This window comes from Pedobacter sp. GW822-FHT03F06, assembly GCF_058801365.1.
On record NZ_JBXANE010000015.1, the window covers coordinates 26,202 to 46,096 of the forward strand.

Below are 19,895 nucleotides of genomic sequence, written 5' to 3' on the forward strand. Positions count from 1 at the left end.
AGCCATGAATTGTGCGCAGAGAATCATATTGTTAATTGGATTGATTTTTCCGCTATGTGCCAATGCGCAAACTAAAGTAACCTTAAATTTTAACGGAGCAAATTTTGAGCAGGTTGTAGAAGCTATACAACAACAAACTGTTTATCATTTCGCGTACAGTGAATCTAAAATCCCTAAACATCAGGTATCCATCAAGGTAGAAGAAGAGGAGGCCATAAAGGTGATTGATCAATTGCTGCGCAATAGCGATTATACCTATTCTCTTTTGCCTAATAATTTAATCGTAATCAGAAAAAGTACCGAAGGAAAAATGGGTTCTGATAGTGTCCGTTTTTTAAAAGAGGTGGTAATTACGGCTTTGGGTATCGAAAAAGACAACCAGAAAGTTGGCTATGCTTTAACTACCATTAAAGGTTCTTCCATCGCCAAGGCAAGAGAAAGTAATATGATTATGGCGCTGCAGGGTAGGGTAGCGGGGCTTAACATTGCAGGTGTAAACGGTGGCCCGGGATCTGCGGCACGCGTACTCATCCGTGGTGTTTCTAGTATGACTGCTGCCTCTCCGTTATTTATCGTAAATGGTGTCCCCATTGATAACAGCATTCGTGGAAGTGCAAATGAATATGGCGGGGCCGATTATGGCGATGGGATCAGCAATATCAATCCTGATGATATTGAAACCATTACGATATTAAAAGGTTCGGCTGCTTCGGCTTTATATGGCGCCAGGGCTGCAAATGGCGTAATCCTCATTAACCTCAAAAGCGGAGGGGAGAATACCAAAGCCAAATTCGAATACAATACTAACCTGGCCTTCGATGTGCCGGTTAATTCTACCGATTTTCAATATTTATATGGTCAGGGTACACAAAATAAACGTCCTGCTGATCTCTACAATGCAATTACCACGGGGTTGTTGAGCTGGGGAGAACTTATGGACGGTAAATTAAGCCCTCAGGTAGATGGCTCTATGCGGCCTTATGCTCCTGTTAAAAATAACATCCAGACTTTTTACCGGACTGCTCCCGCCTTTATTAATACCCTTTCATTGGTTGGTGGAAATACCAATAATAACTATCGTGTTTCAGTTTCCAATTTAGATTACAATTCTGTTTTAAGCAATGGAGCCTTAAACCGGAAAACGTTAAATTTTTATGGTACAGTGGCTCTAAGTTCCAAAATATCGTTAAGTTTCACTGGGAACTACATTTACGAAAGAAACAAAAACAAAAGTTACCTCAGCGATGGCCCTTTAAATCCAAATTATGGCATTTCAGCTTTGGCCACCAGTTTAGATCAATCGATCTTAGCTCCAGGTTTTGATACCGGAACAGGCTTTGAAACGCGTTGGAATGCGGATGAATATAAAACTAATCCTTATTTTTTAATGAACAAACAGGCCGATTATGCCAATAGAAACCGTTACATCACATCAGCCGTATTAAAATATAAGCTGGCCAGCTGGGCATCACTGCAAGGCAGAATTGGCTACGATTCTAGTAAAGATGAAGTAGTCAGTATTTTGCCCACCGGAACTGCTTTTTCTATCAACCGGCAGGGCGGTATAAATGCCTATGATCAAAACCATACTGCAGAACTCAATAGCGATATTTTGTTCAGTGCAACCAGAAACCTGAGCGATAAACTGAACCTCGAATTTTCAATGGGCGCAAATTACCGCGAAAGAAAGGGCAATACCGAAAAACTGAAAGGATCGCAGTTTAAAGTGCCGTATCTGTATGTGCCAGAAAATCTGATTACCAGTACCAAAACATTGGCCATATCCAGAATTGTAACCGAATCGGCCTATTATACTGCCGATCTCAGCTATCAGCGTTATCTTAACTTCTCTGTTACCGGGCGTTACGATATCTATTCTACCTTGCCTGCTAACAACCGGGGCATATTTGTACCCGGGGTATCAGGCAGTTTTATTTTTTCAGATCTGCTGAATTTGAAAGCCCTCGATTTTGGTAAATTGCGGTTAGATTTTGCCAAAACCAGTGGCGAACCCATTGTCCCGTACACCACGCAGATCTATTATACGGTAGATAATCAGGTAAACGGTGTGCCAGTAGGTGGTTTTTCAGGAGATTTACCCAATTACAATTTAAAACCGTTTACCCTAAATGAAATAGAGGCCGGTCTAGACCTTAAATTTTTCAATAGCCGTTTGGATATCGATTTTACCTATTTCAACCGCATTACACACAACGAAATTATTAATGCAAAACAATCGGTTACCACAGGTTTTACCTCTGCCTATGTTAACCTTGGCGAAACCCGGAATGCAGGGATAGAACTTGCTTTAGGCTACACACCCTTGCTTACTACAAAGGGCAAATGGCAGATTAACTTTAACATGACTAAGGTAAAGAATACCTTGCTTTCTATCGATGGCAACAGTAATTATACGCTTACGGGCACCTATCGGCCATTAAATGCCAATACGGCACTGGTGGTAGGCAAACCGATTACGCAGATTATGGCCTATGATTATCTGCGGGATGCTAATGGAAACATCATTATCGGATCGGATGGCATACCTAAACGGGGTAATTTTATTCCAATGGGTGGCACCATGCCTACTTTATACGGCGGGATAACCAACAGTTATAACTATAAACAGTTTAGTTTTTCCTTTTTGATCGATTATCGCTTTGGCAATAAAATCCTATCCGCAACAGAATATTACAGTTATGTGCTTGGTTTAAATAAAGCCACCTTAATCGGTAGAGAAACAGGTATTGTTGCCGATGGGGTATTGGAAAATGGGCAAAAAAATGCCATTAACGTTCCCGCTTATGCCTATTACCCTGAACTAGCCACCAATATTTCTACATTATCGGTACTCAATGGCAGTTTTGTAAAGCTCAGGCAGGCCACATTAGGTTATAATTTTAACGAACATTTTTTTAAAAGAACACCTTTTAGCAGTATAGGGATAGATCTGGTGGCGCGGAACCTGTTTACCTTGCTTAAATACACTAAAAATATAGATCCTGAATCGCAGTTTTCGCCTACTTTGGGTTACGCAGGGATAGAAGGGGCTTCATTGCCTGCAACACGTACATTTGGGATTAATTTTAATTTTAAATTCAAATAAAGGATGAGCCGGAACAAGTTATATTTCATGGGTATGTTCTTCCTGGTTTTGATGGGCAGTTGTTCTAAAGCGAAACTGGATGAGATTAATACCGATCCGACCAGACTCACCGAAGAAAATTACGATCCAAACAGCCTACTCGCACAGGCACAGTTAAAATATGCCAATTTAGGTTATTATCAGCTGTTGTATCAGAGTACCATGATGCAGCTACTGGCCTCTACGTATTACTATTACAACAATGGCGATAAATATATCAATGTAGGCAGTTTTACCGATTATCAGGGGCGTATTTTTGATGAAGGTTATGCCGATGCCGCTTATATCAGAGAGATGCAACGACTAGCCAGATTAAAAGATCCAGTGGGTTATAAAAACCTGATTGCGATTGGTGATATCATGTTTGTGTTGATTTTGCAACGGATTACCGATACTTATGGCGATGTGCCCTATACACAAGCTGTTAAAGCTATGCAAGGTATTAAATATCCGGTTTACGACCGTCAGGAAGATATTTACACCCAAATGCTGAACGATCTCGAAGCGGCTACTGCGCAACTGGATGCCGAAAAACCCGGGCCAAGCGCTGATCTTTTTTATAAAGGGGATATCGGTAAATGGAAAAAATTTGGTTATTCGTTAATGCTTAGGATTGCCATGCGGTTAACGAAAGCAGATCCAGAGAAGGCCAGAATTTGGACCGAAAAGGCTGCGGGCAAAACTTTTACCAGTATTAACGACAATGCGATTCTTTTAACCGATGCTTCCTCTTTTAACAGTCAAAATGGAACATCGCTTGCTTTAAGAACATTTTCCGACTATCTGGAAGTACGTTGGAGTAAAACCTTAATTGATCAGTTAAAAAATACCAACGACCCCAGATTGGGTGTGATAGGTGAGGTACCAAAAGACGGACTGACCAGAAATGCGGATCAGAATTTAAGCGGAAATACCGATGCAACTGTTCAGCTTGGGTTGCCAAATGGATACGATCTACAGGGTGGAACGACCGATATCAGTCATTCGCCAAACTATCCAGGTGGAACGGGTAGCGGAAGTGATTTTGCTCCGCTTGGAAAATATTCCAGACCACGCACCGCGATGTACCTTAAATTAGGCGGGCCAATTTTTATCCTGAGTTATGCTGAAATTGAATTTTTGCTTGCAGAGGCTAAAGTGAGGGGATGGAATATAAATGGAACTGCAAACCTGCACTACACCAATGGCTTAACCGGTGCAATCCAATCACTTGCGCAGCTGGATCCTTTAGCTGCGGTTGATGCCAATAAAATCACTGCATTTGTAAACCAGAATCCACTTGATGAAAGCAGTACACAAAATGCACTAAGCGCAATCAATACACAATACTGGGTAACTACAGGAACGGATTTTAATTTCATAGAAGCCTGGCTAAACTGGAAAAGGAGCGATTATCCAAAGCTTATTCCTGTAAATTACAAAGGCAACGTTACCAATGGCACTATTCCCCGCCGGATGATCTATCTTTCAACAGAGGTACTGAACAACCCTCAAAATTATAAAGATGCGGTAGCCAGGATAGCGGGAGGCGATGTGCTTACAGCTAGGGTTTGGTGGGATAAGTAATCAATTGGAGAAAACCCTATCAGTATGCATTGCTGGATAAGAGCGGGTTTTATTAGTAGAAGCAGGTTGTGTTAAAACTCGTACATATTGTTCGCCCGTAAGTTTTCGATTGCTAATTTGGCATCGGCCAGTAGCGGCTGTTGTTTTCGCGTTTCTTCTTCAATTGCGATTAAGGGCTTATGTCCGTATTGATTAAAAAATGATATGGTATGCGCTTGATAATCCCTTAAAAAATCAGTTAAGGAAGTTATATCAGCAGCTAAGCCTTCACTTTCAAAGTTAAACTGACAAGAGCTTTTGTAAGAGATAAATACCTCGCCGCCAATTGAAAATGAAACATTAATGTCCCATGTGTTTGGCCCCGTGGGGCTAACAATTTCTTTATCATCTGTGATTGCGTCTACACAGTAAAGGATGTCGAAAGTGATGAACATTATGTTTATTTCTCCAACTTTCTCTCCGGTAATTTCAAAGCCGGATTGATAATCGTATGATGTTTTGCTTTCTTTTATATATTGATCATTGTAGGTGTATTCATTTATTGTGATGGGCTGTATATTAAATATTTTCATTGGAGCGTATTTTTAAGGGTGTTAACAGTCGGTTTTTGAGGCTTATCCTCAATTTATATCGGCGAAACGCTAGTAAATCTTCTCTCAAATTTTACTAACTAGTTTCAGCGTTTTTAAGTCGTAAATTAAAATTTCGCTTTTATCCGTTTTGTCGTACTTGTTATTGTTGTTGGAGTCAGTGTGCCCTGTTACAACCATCATTCCTGTTTGTTTATTCACAACCCAGGTCCTTACGAAGAGTTTGTTATCTGTTAACTGTGTTCTTTTTTGTCCGTCAGGTGATAAGATGATAATCTGTTTTGGGTCGTTCCAGTCAATTCCCTTTTTTTCGTCAAGGTCGATCGTTTGAGCAGAAATAATAATGTGGTTAATCCCTAAATTATCAATCTTCACTTGTTCAATTTTTTCGAAATAACCATCAGCCGGGAAATCTACCTGTTTGCTTTGTCCGTTTTTAGTATTAATGAACAATAGGTATTTGTTTTTGGCATCAGCTATTTTTCCCCAATTTTCAACGCTCGCAATCACATAATCTGTCCCTTCAACTTCTGTTAATTTATTGAAATGAGTATAATTGTTTTTATCCTGGCCATAAGAGGTAAGGGCCATAATGGTAAAGATGGTTATGAATAGTTGCTTCATGCTTGTTTGATCTAAAATGTTTATGGTTATTTGTCTGTTTCGCTTTTCCACTCATGCTCAACGTTTGTCATAAGTAGTGCATTGTCAAAAGTCACCGATCCTGGGGGGAAAAGATCTTCGTTTTCAAAAAAACTCGATTTTACTTTCAAAACCTCAAGTGGCCTAACTTTCCAATGGTATGCTTTTAATCTCAGACCATCAAATTTGTCTTTATTTGGTGAATATCCAAGGTCGCCGTTTTCAAAAAAGTCAGATGCATTTTCTAGTGTTTTAAAAATTGATTTATTATCAAACAAAGAAGTCTCATTAGCATCAATTAATATTTCGGTATTATCTGAGCTTTTAAAGCTAATTTGATAATTTCCGTTTTCTTCTCCTACATTGAACTTTGCATGAAAGTGTTTGCCGGGAAATATTCGTCCACCAATGAGCGCATTTAATTTTAGCGAAGTATCCCGACGTGGTATATAAACTCCTGATTTTGTTACGCCATCCTCGTCCCATTCGACTGCAATTCGATGCGCACCATTTTCAGAATTTACGCCCATAAAGTTTGGTAACCCTTTTGGTTTTATATTTTTTAGTCTGATTAGGCATATTCCAACAATAGCCTTTTCCATATAAACTTTTGGCCTAAAAGGAAAGGGAATCAGTTCTTTCACAATCTTTGGGTCGGCTGTGAAGTTGATTAAGATTCTTCTGTCAATATATCCGTGTATTGTTGGGATTCTCATTTCGCTTTAATTTTTCCGCTAACTGAAGTAAATATAGTCGAAATCACAATAAAATAATGTTGTTCAATTAAGAGAATATGTGCTAATAATTTTTTCTGGAAATAATTATCTTAAAACTGTTTTGCTAATGATCGGCCGACCTAAGCCTACAAAAAAATATGCCTTTAAGGTTAAACTTAAAGGCATATCAGATAAAAATGAATTTTACGATTTAATAGCTTAAAACGAATACGTCAATCCTCCGAAGATATTAAATCCGTTTACTTGATAGTACAAATATTTGCTGTAGTTTGTATTTAAGATGTTGTTTGCTTTTGCAAAAACGGAGAACTTTTTGTTGATCCTATAATCTGCACCAAGCCCCAAATCAACATAACCTTTTACTGTTTGAATTTCCTCTATCAACGGATTTGGGATCACATATTGTGCAGGATTAACTGGGTTGGAAATGTTTACTTTTGCTTTAATATCATCCTGGATTACAACACCAGCGTTAAAGCTTAGTTTTTTATTGTAGGTATAAACAAAGTTAGAACTTACTTTTAAACCCGGTTTAAACCAAGAGTAGGTTTCTGAAGCAGGCTTCCAATCGTCGATGTTTAATTTACCTGTCCATTTTAAGGCATCACTTACCTGAACGGAAATCTCACCTTCTAAACCTGTTAATTTCGTTTTACCGAAATCATATATTACATCAAATTTGTTAAAATCAGTATAGTTGTTGATGAACAAAGGCATATCATCAAACTGTTTTACATATACACGCGCTTTGTAACCAAAACCCGGGCCACCGGTACCTTTAATACCCGCACTGAAACTTAACTTTTCAACTGTGTTTCTAACCACGATATTGCTGTTTAACCAAGGGTTTTCATCGGTAAAGCCCTTTAATGAGTTTCTGTTTACATCGCCTTTAACTTCTCCGAAAACCTGTAAATAATCAGGAATTAAAGTGAAATCGGCAGTAACGGCAGGAAAGATTCTAGAGCTGCTATATGCGCCAAACTCCTGTACAAAATTAATCCCCGCTGTAATTTTAGCGCCTTTAACCTGTAAGCGGATGTACGGATTTAAGCGCAACAGGTTATTGCCAACACTGGTTAAAGCATCTTTGCTATTACCGAATTCGGTTGATGCGGCTAAACCTAAGTTTAACGAATTAATACGTTTGTTTACATAACCGTTTAAGCTCAGGTAGTTTTCTTTTGCGCTAAATTTATCATTCCAGATATACCCATTGGCTTTTAAAGCATAACTAAAAGCATCTTCATCTTCAGTAAAGTTTTTTACCAGCTCACCTTCCAGCTCAATGGTGGTTAAGGCTTGTTTATCAGGGTTAGGGTTTAGCGTAGGTCTGGCATCATCTATACCATAAAAGTAGGTGCTGTTGCGTTCAAAATTAATGCGGCCACTCACGGTATTCTGCTCTAAAATACTACGGCCAAAAACACTTAATTGTTGGTTACTGCTATTCTGCTTGTTCAGCTTTCCTTCCTGACTAAAATGTTTAAAGTATCCACCAACCTGTAAACCTTCATCTTTACCGGTATTGAAATAAGCTTCACCCAAAAGAGTAGCCAACGACCCGAATGCACCTTTTACGTAATTGTTAACCAATATGCTTTCTTTTTCTTCGGCTAGGGCTTGTGCCTGTAGCTTTTGGATATCACTGTTCAACTCCAGCTTTCTATCCAAAATACTGTAGTTTAATTTTGCTTTGTAAGTTTTAACATCATCTAAATTCGGGCTTCTTCTCAGCTTTACAGCCTCAGCCAAAATTGGTTTATATGGACGAACTACTTCAATTTCTTCGTTTACTACTGCTTTTTCATCGGCCTTTTTATCCTGCGCCTGAGCAGTCGTTAATCCGGCAGCTAAAAAAAACAGTGAACTATATATATATTTAATCGATTTCATAATGCTACTTCTTCTGGTTTAGTTTTTCTAGTTTTTCTTTGGCTGTAGGGATAATATCATCCTTGCCTTCGTAGTTATCAATTATACTGAGAAGTGTACTTTTTGCCTGTAAATTATCTTTCAGGGCCACATAGTTATCAGATAAAAGGATAAACGCCTTTGCTACCCAGTAATCGTAAGCAGCCATGTTGTTAATCAGATCGAAACAGGTTTTAGATGAAGTTTTGAAATCACCTTTATTGTATTCCAATAAAGCTAAATTATATTTCGCTTCGGCTGCAGCAACGGTTTTTGTTTTGGCCACTACATTTTTAAATTCCTTAATTGCCGTGGTGGTATCGCCTTTTAACAAGTAAGCCTTGCCAGAGAATAAACTCGAACTGTTTTTTTCTTCCTCAGAAGCTTTTTCCGATTCTCTGGTCAGCTGTGCATATTTAAGCATGTCATCAGGCATGTTTAAAGCGGTGTAAGCCTTTAACAAATTGTTGATGGCAAAACTATAGTGCGACTTGTAATCGGTTGTAGTTTCTAATCTTTTCAGGTAAACAATCGCCTCATTGTATTTCTTCTGATTTAAGAAGAGTTGAGAGATGCTTACCAAAGAACGTTCGGTGTAATCACTTGTCCAGTCGTTTAAGATAAACTCGTAATCAGGAATGGCTTCATCGGGCCTGCCCAGTTTTACCAGCGATTCTGCCCGGATAAATTTAGCCTCTTTTTCGTGGTTGGCTTTAGGGAATTTATCAAAATAAGCATTTACAGCCTGGAATGCCCCGTTGGCATCGCCTTTTAAGTAGGTGTTGTTGGCTGCAGCAAAAACGATATTATCCTGTTCTGAGCCCGAGTAATTTCCGAGTGGGGTAGTAGCAGCATAAGCAATAAAACCATTTGCATCGCCACGGTCTACATAAATGTTCTTGATCGATTCCATTGCCTGTTTGGCTTCATCGGCAGTAGGGTAATCGCGGATTACTTTTTTAAACGATTCTAAAGCGGCATCGTCCTGATCCTGATTGTATTGAACCAAGCCAATGGTAACCAAAGCTTTTGCTACATAACTACTGCGTGGGTATTTAGCAACCAATTCTACCAGATCTGATTTAGATTTATCGAAATCGCCTTTGTTGAAATAGGTGTATGCGGTTTCGAAACCAGCATCATCTGCATAGTTTGAGTTAGGAAAAGCCTTCAATAAACTCTGCATGGTTGCAATTTTTGCATCGTACTGGTTTTCCAATCCCTGGATCATTCCTTTCTGGAAAGTGGCATAATCTTCTGAAGTGGTTTTGCGACTGATGATCTTGTTGTAATTCGCCATTGCATCACCATAGTTTTTGTTTACGAAATATGAATCGGCTAAACGGATGGTGGCATCATCAATCGTTTTCTGGTCTTTATCACTACCCGCGAGGAATTTTTCGAAATAAGTAGCTGCCTTGCTGTATTTTTCATCTTCGAAAGCCGCATAAGCCAAAGCATAATTCGCGAAATTGTAAACCCCGGTTTTATCTGCATCTGGCATCTTCAAGAATTTCTCGAAAGTGGTAACCGCTTCACCAAACTTACGCAACTCGTACATCGATTCTGCTTTCCAGTAAGTGTTTAAAGCATTAATTTCATTGTCTTCTGGGAACTTTTCAGAACGTAAAAACATCGATAATGCATTAGGGAAAGCTCTTTCATTATAAAACTCTAATCCACGGAAATAAGTCACCTTTTGATAAGCTTCTTTAGCCTCAAGGTTTTTATCCGGAATAGGTTCTAAAATGTCTACAGCCGCCTGATAGTTTTTGGTGGTTAATAAAACCTCGCCCAATAAAGTTTTCGCTTCGTTTATTTTACGCGATTTTGGGAAAGTTTTTAAGAAACCCTGCGTAGCCTCTAAAGCCTGTTGGTGGAATTCTAATTCGTAACTTAATTTGGCATAATTTAACCAGGCTTCTTCCTGAATACCCTTATCAAAACTTAAACGCGATGCCCTGAAAAAAGCACTCTGCGCTTTTGGTTTATCGCCCAATTGAATAAAGGCCTTACCCAAAGTATGCATACCATTTTGAAGGTAAACATCATCGGTATTTAGTTTTTCTAAAACGGCAACCGACTCTTTGTACTTTTTATTCTGGAACAAAGCGTATCCGTACTGGTAAATGAAGAGGTTGTTTTTAGTTTCGCTTTTATCTTTTGAATAATATTCGGCGAAATACTTTTCAGCGTTTTTGAATTCAGATTTTGCAAAGTATGATGCCGCAACCAAACTCAACATTTCTGGTTCGAACTGTTGTTTTGTTTTTTGAATAGCTGCCAAAGCATAGCTGATTACATCATCGTAACGCTCGTCAAGGTAATACATCGAAGTGATGTAGTATGGATAACTCGCCTCATAAGTAGGAGAGCCCTTTAACTTTTCGAAGTTGGCCAATGCCGTTTTATACTCTTTGTTTAAGTAATTAATGTAAGCAAAGTAGTAGGTGGCACTTTCCTGGAAATCGCCTTCTTCTTTTTTAACTTTTTCGAATAAAGGCTCTGCTTTGTCGTAGTCTTTAAGTTCGAAATAGGCGTAACCCTGTTTAAACTGGTATTCGTTTCTTTGTTTGCCCGAAAGTGTAGAAGGATCTGTTTTTTCGAACCATTCTAAAGCTTTTTTATAGTTTTTCTGGTTGAAATAAGTTTTTCCAACGTAGAAATAAGCCAATTTGGTGTTTGGGTTTAATGGATAATCGCGGATAAATGCCTGAAACAAACTTTCGGCATCGCTATTGGTTAACTCTAATGCGCAAACAGCTGCATAAAATTTCGCATTCTCTTTCAGTAAAGATAATTCGGCATTGCTCTCCGTTTGGGTAGAAGGTTTATAACGTTGCAGCTCAACAAGTTTAAACTGCTGTGCCGCCGCTGTGTATTTTTCTTTGTCTAATAATTCTAAGCCCGTTTGATAGTTTTTGTTGAGGTTTTGCACAGCGCTAACCTGAGCGTAGGTGCTAAAACTTCCTGCTAAAATTAGCGGAATTAGTAGGTATTTTTTCTGCATTGGTTTCAAATATGGTTGGTACTAAATTAGAAATAGTATCAAAGCTTATCAACAGAAGTAATTAACATCTGTTAATAACACAAATTAACGATAGGATTTTTGGTTTGGTATTGAGGGCTGAACGAATGTGGAAAATTAGGTTCACTGGTCATTAGTTCATTCGTCATTGGTACCGCCACATCCCTTAACGGTTCATTGGTTCAATAGCCATTAGTTCATTGGTGCGCCGCCACATCCGGTAGAGGTTCATCGGTTCATTTGTCACTAGTTCATTAGTCCCACTATTGGTCATTGCGGGGTGGCCTTTTCTCAACCAAGCCTTCTTGCTGCTGATCGCAATTTTTATAGGAATCATTTAGATAGGCTGATTGACCGTTGTTTACATCCAGTAAACCGTTTGAGAGAAATTAATTATTATTAGCACTATAATGAACAATGGACTATACTGGGCTCGGTAACACGGAGAGATGAACAATTATTAATGCACGATACTGGTCTATGAAATATGCACTAATGAACGATTATCAATGTACTATGCTAGTTTATGAACCCAGTACTAATGAACCAATGACCAATGAACTATTGAACTAACCTACCCCTGACTTGCCAATAGATACAGCACAGCCATTCTCACAGCCACTCCGTTTTCTACCTGTTCTAAAATGATTGATTGTTTGCTGTCGGCTACATCACTGGTAATCTCAACACCTCTGTTTATTGGGCCAGGGTGCATGACAATGATTTCTTTATCGAGGTTATCTAAGATCTGTTTGTTTAAGCCATACATCATGGCATATTCCCTTAACGAAGGGAAATATTTAATGTCCTGACGCTCCAATTGGATACGTAGCATGTTTGCTACATCGCACCAGTTCAGCGCTTTAATTAGGTTATGCTCAACTTTTACTCCAAGTTGGTGGATGTGTTTCGGGATTAATGTAGTAGGCCCGCAAACCATTACCTCTGCGCCTAAACGCTGCAGGCAAAGGATGTTTGAGATCGCTACACGAGAGTGTAGGATATCGCCCACTATTACTACTTTTTTGCCGGCTACATCGCCCAGTTTTTGGCGGATGGAGAAAGCATCAAGTAAGGCTTGTGTTGGGTGTTCGTGTGCACCGTCTCCGGCATTTACAATCTGCGCTTTAACATGTTTACTTAGAAACTGACCAGCACCCGCATAAGGGTGGCGCATCACCACCATATCAACTTTCATTGATAAGATATTGTTTACAGTATCGATCAGGGTTTCGCCTTTGCTTACTGATGAAGATGAGGCAGCAAAATTGACCACATCGGCCGAAAGCCTTTTTTCTGCAAGTTCGAAAGAAAGTTTGGTACGGGTAGAGTTTTCGAAAAAGATATTGGCAATGGTAATATCACGGAGCGAAGGGACCTTTTTTATCGGTCTGTTAATCACTTCCTTGAAATTGTCTGCAGTTTCGAAAATCAATTCAATATCATTCCGGTTAATATCTTTAATGCCTAAAAGATGTCGGGTTGATAGTTTTTCTGCTGCCATTTTTATTTATTATTTTCGGATATTAAAATCACTTTGTCTTCACTTCCTTCGCTCGCCCAGGTTACTTTTACCTGTTGCGAGTTTAAACTATCTACCTGATGCCCAATGTAATCGGGTTCGATAGGTAAATGTCTGCTAAACCTGCGGTCTATTAAAACCAAAAGTTCAACTTTCTCTGGGCGGCCATAGGCAAGTAGGGCATCAAGTGCTGCTCTAATGGTTCTGCCGGTCCAAAGTACATCATCAATTAAGATTACTTTTTTGCCTTCGATAATAAAATCGATCGAGTTGCTGCTTGCGGTAACCAGCCCGTCTTTACGGCGGAAATCATCTCTAAAGAAAGTAATATCAAGGTTTCCCTTTAAAATTTTCTTGTTTTTTAGAATCTGTTGAAGATCCTGATGAATGCGATCTGCTAAAAAAATACCCCTTGGCTGGATGCCAATTAAAACGGTATTTGCGAAATCGTCGTGGTTTTCAATTAATTGATGGCAGAGCCTCTTAATTGTAATCTGAATTTTTTGTCCGTCAAGAAGTGTTTTCTTTTGCATTGAAGAAGGATTGGGCAAATATATAAAAATGTTTTAAGGTAAGAAAGTTGAAGCTGGATTGTTTTATTTTTTGAATGCTAAATTGTTCTGTTACAACATTTAAAAATCTATTTTTCATTTGCAATGCTTTTTGGAAAGCAATGGCTGTTTTTCATCTTAATGTTGGTCTGGCTGTACACTATAGTTCCGGTTTTCAATCGGAAGCTGCCGTTTCCATCCGGTTTAGGTGGCCAGTTTCTGCAATTATGGGAAAAACTAACGTGTTATATTCATCAGATATTTCTGCCTCCGCTTATCAACTAATGGTTATTAGACATTCCTCAGATATTTATTAGCTTAAAAAACTTTATTTTTATAGCATATGATCGGGCAACCTGTAATCTTCTTTGATGGCGTTTGTAATCTGTGCAATGCATCGGTTCAGTTTGTTATTGCACACGATAAAAAAGATCAATTCAAATTTACGGCGCTACAAGGTGATTACGCCAAAGAAGTGCTGTCGAAATTTAATGCTGATCCTCAGAAGTTAAATACCATTTTGTTATTACAGGAGGGAAGGCTTTACACCAAATCATCAGCGGCATTGCGGGTAGCCGGAAAACTTAATGGATTGATTCCGCTACTTTATGTATTTCTCCTGGTTCCGAAATTTATCCGTGATTGGTTTTACGATATTATTGCTAAAAACCGTTACCAATGGTGGGGCAGGCAGGAAAGTTGCTGGGTGCCAACACCTGAGTTGAAAAGTAAGTTTATCGCTTAGTTTTGTTGACCATTTTTCTTTCTACCTGGTGACCAAAGCCAAAGTGTTAAAATAAGCAACGGTATAGTAATACTTAAGGCAATTACAATCATGATTGCTTTTTGCTTAACTATGTCTGCCTCAGTAGAAGTAAATACATATACCGTTTCTTTGATAGCAAATAGGGTAATGATGGTAGAAAGGACGGCAAATAGTTTACGCATGGTTTAATTTTTAATGCAAAGATTGCATAAATTTTTAAAATTACACATGCTTTTTATTAGCGTGATCTCAAAGCTTTTTAAACAAAAGATATTAGAAATAAGGTGAAATGATGGATGATATATCACAGAGGTCGTCATTTCGAATAGAGTGCAACGAAGTCGAGAACCAGGTAGTGCGCAGTGAAACTAAATCTATCGAGGTAGATCTCTCCATTTCACTGCGTTCCAGTCGAGATCGCGATTTAATTATAGAATATATAAACAAAAAAGTTAGCCGGATTTCTCCAAACTGACCTGTGTTTACCAACTAACAATATTTATTCTGCCGTTTTAACGGGCTCAAGATCTTTTAGTTCTTCTTCAGAGAACAGTCTGTAGTGAATTTTAAATGTTTTTTGAAGCGGGGTTTCTAAAGAAAAACCACCTACGCCAAATCCATCCAGCACATCTAAAGTAAAGTGCGAGAATTTCCAGTACTCGAAAAGATCCCGGTCTACCCAAAACTCGCAGCCTTCTATTTCACCCAAACAAACATCGCGCATCCGCAGGTAGTAGCCTCCTTTTTCGAAACATTGTGGCTGTGTACCCTCGCAACATCCACCAGCCTGGTAAAACATCAGTTCTCCGTGTTTTTCTTTAAGTATGGCAATCAGCTCTTTTGCTTTTTCTGTACTGTCTATACGCTTGATCATGATCTGTTTTTTACATTGAAATGGAACTTTTTTTGAAAACCGCAGATCTTTAAGACCTGCGGAAATCGACAAAATCAGCGGAACTAGATTTGTAAATCTTTATTTCCTGTTAAAAGAAACCTAATTTATTTTTATCGTAAGAAATGAGCATGTTTTTAGTCTGGCGGTAGTGGCCTAACATCATTTTATGGTTTTCTCTACCCACACCTGATTGTTTGTAGCCACCAAAAGGAGCACCTGCAGGGTAGGCGTGGTATTGGTTAACCCAAACACGGCCAGCCTGAATGGCTCTTGGCACTTGATAAAGCTCATGTGCATCGCGGGTCCACACACCAGCACCTAAACCATACAAAGTATCGTTTGCAATTTCAATGGCCTCTTCAACTGTTTTAAAGGTTGTAACGGCCAATACCGGCCCGAAAATTTCCTCCTGGAAAATCCTCATTTTATTATGGCCTTTAAAGATGGTTGGTTTGATGTAATAACCACCACCCAATTCGCCAGGTAGTTCATTAATTTCTCCCCCAGTCAAAACTTCAGCACCTTCTTCTTTACCTAACTTAATGTAAGCGGCAATTTTTTCGAATTGTATTTTGGAGGCCTGAGCACCCATCATTACGGTTCTATCCAATGGACTACCTATTTTTATTGCTTTAGTTCGCTCAATTACCTTCGCAATAAATTTTTCGTAAATATCTTCCTGGATCAATAAACGAGATGGGCAGGTACAAATTTCGCCTTGGTTTAAGGCAAACATTACAGCTCCTTCTACCGCTTTATCTAAAAAGGCATCATCTTCGGCCATTACTGAGCTGAAGAAAATGTTAGGCGATTTTCCACCAAGCTCCAGTGTAACGGGTATAATATTTTCGGTAGCATATTGCATGACCAATCTGCCTGTAGGGGTAGAGCCCGTAAATGCAGCTTTCGAAACTTTAGGATTCGTAACCAATGCACGGCCAAGCTCTGAACCAAATCCGTTTACCACATTTACTACGCCCGGCGGCAATAAATCGCCGATTAAATCCATTAAAACCATAATCGAAACTGGGGTGCTTTCTGCTGGTTTTAAAACCACACAGTTGCCGGCAGCCAGGGCAGGAGCCAGTTTCCAGATGCCCATTAATAGTGGAAAATTCCATGGAATAATCTGGGCCACTACACCAATTGGTTCGTGTACAATTAACGAAACCGTATTCTGATCGAGTTCTGATAGAGATCCTTCCTCTGCGCGGATGACCCCTGCAAAGTACCTGAAGTGATCTATACCCAGCGGTAAATCTGCCGCTAAGGTTTCTCTAACCGCTTTTCCATTATCTATGGTTTCAACTGCTGCCAGATATTCGAGGTTATCCTCCATCCGTTGTGCAATCTTGTTTAAAATGATGCTTCTTTCGGTAGAGGAGGTTTTGCTCCAGGTTTTAAATGCTTCGTGGGCAGCATCAACGGCTAACTCTAAATCCTCTTTGGTGGAGTGTGCTGCTTTGGTAAAAACTTTACCATCAATCGGCGATATGTTATCGAAGTAAGCGCCTTTAACTGGTGCTACAAATTTCCCCCCGATGTAATTATCGTAATGAGTTTTGAATGATGGTTTCTCAATTAAATTTTCCATAATTATTATTGATTATTAAATTCTTAAAAACCATCATGAGCGGTTTAGGTATAGGATTTTAAAGAAATTGCTCATCATGATTTTTGCGGTTATAAGATTTGGTTAATACAAACCTAATGGCAAAGCAGACGGGGCAGATAGTATAATCGGATCAATTGATAGCACTATTGTTTCAGCTTATGTAATCATATTGAAACGCTAAACGATCCCCGTGGCCGGCCAGCTAAGATTGAGGCCTGTGTAGCTAGAGTAGGTGTTTTGGTGGTGAGGTATAAACAGATGAAATAGTTATATTTGATTTATAGCAAATATTTCTAACCAAATTATTTCGGTTTATGCAACATACATTAGATCAGGTAAAGCTTAGTGCTTCGGAAACGTTGCAAACTTTGGTAGAGAACAGAACCTCATACACCTTAGAGCGATGCGAATTAAATGTTTTCGAAACCTATACCGAATCGTATAAAGTTCCGCTTACTTTTAACGATTTTGTAATTACGAGTATGTTGAGGGGGAAAAAAGTGATGCATTTATTCGATAAGAAAGGCTTTGATTATTTTCCTGGTCAAACCGTTATTGTTCCGCCGGCCGTTACCATGGAAATTGATTTTCCTGAAGCTTCTAACCTTAATCCTACCCAATGTATTGCTCTGGCGATCGATCAGGAGCAGATTCAAAAAACAATTGCTTATTTAAACGAGTTTTTTCCAAAAGAAGGAAGCAACGAAAAATGGCTGCTAAATTACGATGAATACCATTTTTATAACAATGAAGAGATTGCCTATCTCATTAATAAAGTGATCAGGATCTGCTCAGAACGAACAAAAGAAAAAGATGTTTTGGCCGATTTAACCTTAAAAGAACTGTTGGTCCGCATTATGCAGACCCAAAATCTTAAAACCATTAGCGATGATGGTTATAACCTCAATCAAAATCCGTTGGCTTTTGTACTGAACTATATTAAATCAAATCTCAATGAAAAGATCAGTATCAATAGTCTGAGCGATAAGGCCTGCATGAGCAAAGCCACATTTTACCGGTTGTTTAAGCGCGAGCTTGGTATCAGTCCAAATGATTTTATTTTAACCGAAAAGATTAACAAAGCCAAACTTTTACTGGCCCAGCCTGGGGCTAAGGTAGCATCAATCAGTTACGAGCTTGGTTTCAGTGATGCCAATTACTTTATCAGGGCATTTAAAAAGAATGTCGGGATTACACCAGGAGCATATCAATTACAGGTGGCAAATCAGCTAATCCACTAATTTTCTAAATATCTTTTCGAATAGGTAATCCCTATTAAATCGTATCGTTTAAACTGTGTTTTTAGCCTTTTTTGAAAATCTGGATAATTCCGTTTTTCTTTCGGACTCCACAAAACTTCGCTCAAGGCATCTAATCGGGGAAAGATTAAATATTGCACTTTTGCCGGATTGGTAATGTATTCACTCCACAAACAGCCCTGCGCGCCCCAAATGTATTTTGCCTGTTCGGCATTTAATTCTGCTGGTATGGGTTCATAATTGTAAACATTAATTAAAGGCGAAAATTTGTTTGCGGTTAAACTGTCTTCTTTTACAAATTGACCATGATTGAAATACATCTTATCTTCGGGTGTCATAATGGCCTTGTGGTTTTGTTTTGCGGCATCTATACCGCCTTTTTCTCCTTGCCAGCTCATTACAACTGCATTAGGGGCTAAACCGCCCTGTAAGATTTCGTTCCAACCGATAATGGTTTTGCCTTTGCTATTTACAAATTTTTCCATCCTGCGAATGAAATAACTCTGTAGCTCACTTTCATTTTTCAAACCATTAGCTTTCATAATCTGTTGCGAAACAGCAGATTGTCTCCACCATACTTTAGAAGCTTCATCACCACCAATATGGATGTATTGCGAAGGGAACAAAGCCATTACCTCAGTTAATACATTTTCCAGAAACTTAAAAGTTGTGTCAGACGCTTGAAGTACATTGTTGTATTTGTTCATCATTCCCCAGGTTTCGGCAACTGCGTATTTTTTATCTGGCCTTGTTCCCAATGCTGGGTAAGCAGCCAATAAGGCCATGCTGTGTGCAGGCATTTCTATTTCAGGAATAATGGTGATGTAACGTTTAGTAGCATAATCAACCACATCCTTAATTTGTTCTTGGGTATAATAACCACCGTGGCGGATACCATCGGTTTTAATAACGGCATCTTTTGGCGTAATTTTTACATCTGCCGGCAATACCTGATATTTTATATGCTCGTTTCCTTGTCCGGGCCATAAACCAATGATGCTTCCATTTCTCCATGCTCCAATTTCCGTAAGCTTAGGATATTTTTTAATCTCTATTCTCCAGCCATGGTCATCAGTTAAATGCCAATGGAAATAATTCATTTTATGAAGCGCTAAATAATCGATGTACTGTTTTACAAAAGCAACGTCAAAAAAATGGCGACTTACATCCAGATGCATGCCGCGATAATCGAAGCGTGGGTAATCGGTAATAGAAACCGATGGGATTTGAAGTGGAAGTGATTTTGAAGTTGGTAATAGTTGAATCAAGGTTTGAATGCCTTGAAAGATAGATGTGTCAGAAGTAGCGCCTATAATTATTGATTTATTCGTAACCGTTAGAATGTATTCTTTTGGATTAGAAAACTTTTCGGCGATTATCAGATTTATAGCGTTAGTTCGACTTATGTCTGGGGTTCTATTTATTTTGAGTTGGAAATTATAATTCTTACTAAGGTAATTTTGAAGAAAAGTTATTGATGGACTAGCCAATGAATCATTTGTATATATTACGGTAGTGCTATCTATTTTAAACGGCAATTCTTTTGATTTTATTTCCAGTTTTGCAGGTTGCGGAATAATATTCACTTCCTGTGCTGAAAGTTTAAACGAAATAATTGATAAAAACAAAAGGATAATTTTTCTCATGCTGAAAAGGGTAGGTTAC

Annotated in this window: 15 protein-coding genes; 4 read left to right on the plus strand and 11 right to left on the minus strand. The window is 38.8% G+C overall.

Annotated elements, in window-relative coordinates; all coding sequences use genetic code 11:
• The first annotated feature begins 4 nt into the window (after positions 1-4).
• Both AC1RJ8_RS21845 and AC1RJ8_RS21850 read left to right on the plus strand, forming a co-directional pair.
• Positions 5-3,106 (plus strand): SusC/RagA family TonB-linked outer membrane protein, encoded by a 3,102-nt coding sequence (locus tag AC1RJ8_RS21845; RefSeq protein WP_492955651.1) that lies wholly within the window; start codon positions 5-7, stop codon positions 3,104-3,106.
• Between the two features lie 3 nt (positions 3,107-3,109).
• A complete protein-coding gene (locus AC1RJ8_RS21850) occupies positions 3,110-4,711 on the plus strand; it encodes a SusD/RagB family nutrient-binding outer membrane lipoprotein (protein WP_492955652.1) in 1,602 nt (533 codons plus the stop codon).
• Positions 4,712-4,782: 71 nt separating this feature from the next.
• Here AC1RJ8_RS21850 and AC1RJ8_RS21855 read toward each other — a convergent pair whose 3' ends face one another.
• The 7 genes from AC1RJ8_RS21855 to pyrR all read right to left on the minus strand — a co-directional run bounded on the left by AC1RJ8_RS21855 (position 4,783) and on the right by pyrR (position 13,677).
• Complete coding sequence (locus AC1RJ8_RS21855) at positions 4,783-5,283, minus strand: hypothetical protein (protein WP_492955653.1); 501 nt, start codon at positions 5,281-5,283, stop codon at positions 4,783-4,785.
• An 84-nt stretch (positions 5,284-5,367) separates the two neighbouring features.
• The gene (locus AC1RJ8_RS21860) at positions 5,368-5,925 is read right to left on the minus strand and encodes a hypothetical protein (RefSeq protein WP_492955654.1); all 558 of its coding nucleotides are present in this window, start codon (positions 5,923-5,925) and stop codon (positions 5,368-5,370) included.
• A gap of 26 nt (positions 5,926-5,951) precedes the next feature.
• The gene (locus AC1RJ8_RS21865; protein WP_492955655.1) at positions 5,952-6,659 is read right to left on the minus strand and encodes a DUF2071 domain-containing protein; all 708 of its coding nucleotides are present in this window, start codon (positions 6,657-6,659) and stop codon (positions 5,952-5,954) included.
• A gap of 219 nt (positions 6,660-6,878) precedes the next feature.
• The gene (locus tag AC1RJ8_RS21870) at positions 6,879-8,576 is read right to left on the minus strand and encodes a TonB-dependent receptor (RefSeq protein WP_492955656.1); all 1,698 of its coding nucleotides are present in this window, start codon (positions 8,574-8,576) and stop codon (positions 6,879-6,881) included.
• 4 nt (positions 8,577-8,580) lie between these two features.
• Positions 8,581-11,604 (minus strand): tetratricopeptide repeat protein, encoded by a 3,024-nt coding sequence (locus AC1RJ8_RS21875; RefSeq protein WP_492955657.1) that lies wholly within the window; start codon positions 11,602-11,604, stop codon positions 8,581-8,583.
• A gap of 592 nt (positions 11,605-12,196) precedes the next feature.
• Complete coding sequence (locus AC1RJ8_RS21880) at positions 12,197-13,126, minus strand: aspartate carbamoyltransferase catalytic subunit (RefSeq protein ID WP_029279355.1); 930 nt, start codon at positions 13,124-13,126, stop codon at positions 12,197-12,199.
• A gap of 2 nt (positions 13,127-13,128) precedes the next feature.
• Complete coding sequence (pyrR, locus tag AC1RJ8_RS21885; RefSeq protein ID WP_190326340.1) at positions 13,129-13,677, minus strand: bifunctional pyr operon transcriptional regulator/uracil phosphoribosyltransferase PyrR; 549 nt, start codon at positions 13,675-13,677, stop codon at positions 13,129-13,131.
• 361 nt (positions 13,678-14,038) lie between these two features.
• On the opposite strand from pyrR, the gene AC1RJ8_RS21890 reads away from it, so the two are divergent.
• Entirely contained in the window at positions 14,039-14,440 is a 402-nt protein-coding gene (locus AC1RJ8_RS21890) for a thiol-disulfide oxidoreductase DCC family protein (RefSeq protein ID WP_492955658.1), read from the plus strand.
• Here the strand turns inward: AC1RJ8_RS21890 and AC1RJ8_RS21895 are convergent.
• From AC1RJ8_RS21895 to AC1RJ8_RS21905, 3 genes are all read right to left on the minus strand, one after another.
• On the minus strand, positions 14,437-14,643 hold the full coding sequence (locus AC1RJ8_RS21895; RefSeq protein WP_492955659.1) for a hypothetical protein: 207 nt from the start codon (positions 14,641-14,643) through the stop codon (positions 14,437-14,439). The genes AC1RJ8_RS21890 and AC1RJ8_RS21895 overlap by 4 nt on opposite strands.
• A gap of 317 nt (positions 14,644-14,960) precedes the next feature.
• Positions 14,961-15,335: a DUF779 domain-containing protein gene (locus tag AC1RJ8_RS21900; protein ID WP_190326337.1), complete on the minus strand. Its 375-nt coding sequence runs from the start codon at positions 15,333-15,335 to the stop codon at positions 14,961-14,963.
• 109 nt (positions 15,336-15,444) lie between these two features.
• Positions 15,445-16,950 (minus strand): aldehyde dehydrogenase family protein, encoded by a 1,506-nt coding sequence (locus tag AC1RJ8_RS21905; protein WP_492955660.1) that lies wholly within the window; start codon positions 16,948-16,950, stop codon positions 15,445-15,447.
• Between the two features lie 335 nt (positions 16,951-17,285).
• On the opposite strand from AC1RJ8_RS21905, the gene AC1RJ8_RS21910 reads away from it, so the two are divergent.
• A complete protein-coding gene (locus AC1RJ8_RS21910) occupies positions 17,286-18,212 on the plus strand; it encodes an AraC family transcriptional regulator (protein ID WP_492955661.1) in 927 nt (308 codons plus the stop codon).
• Here AC1RJ8_RS21910 and AC1RJ8_RS21915 read toward each other — a convergent pair.
• Positions 18,209-19,876 carry a beta-N-acetylhexosaminidase gene (locus AC1RJ8_RS21915; RefSeq protein ID WP_492955662.1) on the minus strand — a complete coding sequence of 556 codons (1,668 nt, stop codon included), beginning with the start codon at positions 19,874-19,876 and terminating at the stop codon, positions 18,209-18,211. The two genes, AC1RJ8_RS21910 and AC1RJ8_RS21915, sit on opposite strands and share 4 nt — an antisense overlap.
• Positions 19,877-19,895 lie beyond the last annotated feature (19 nt).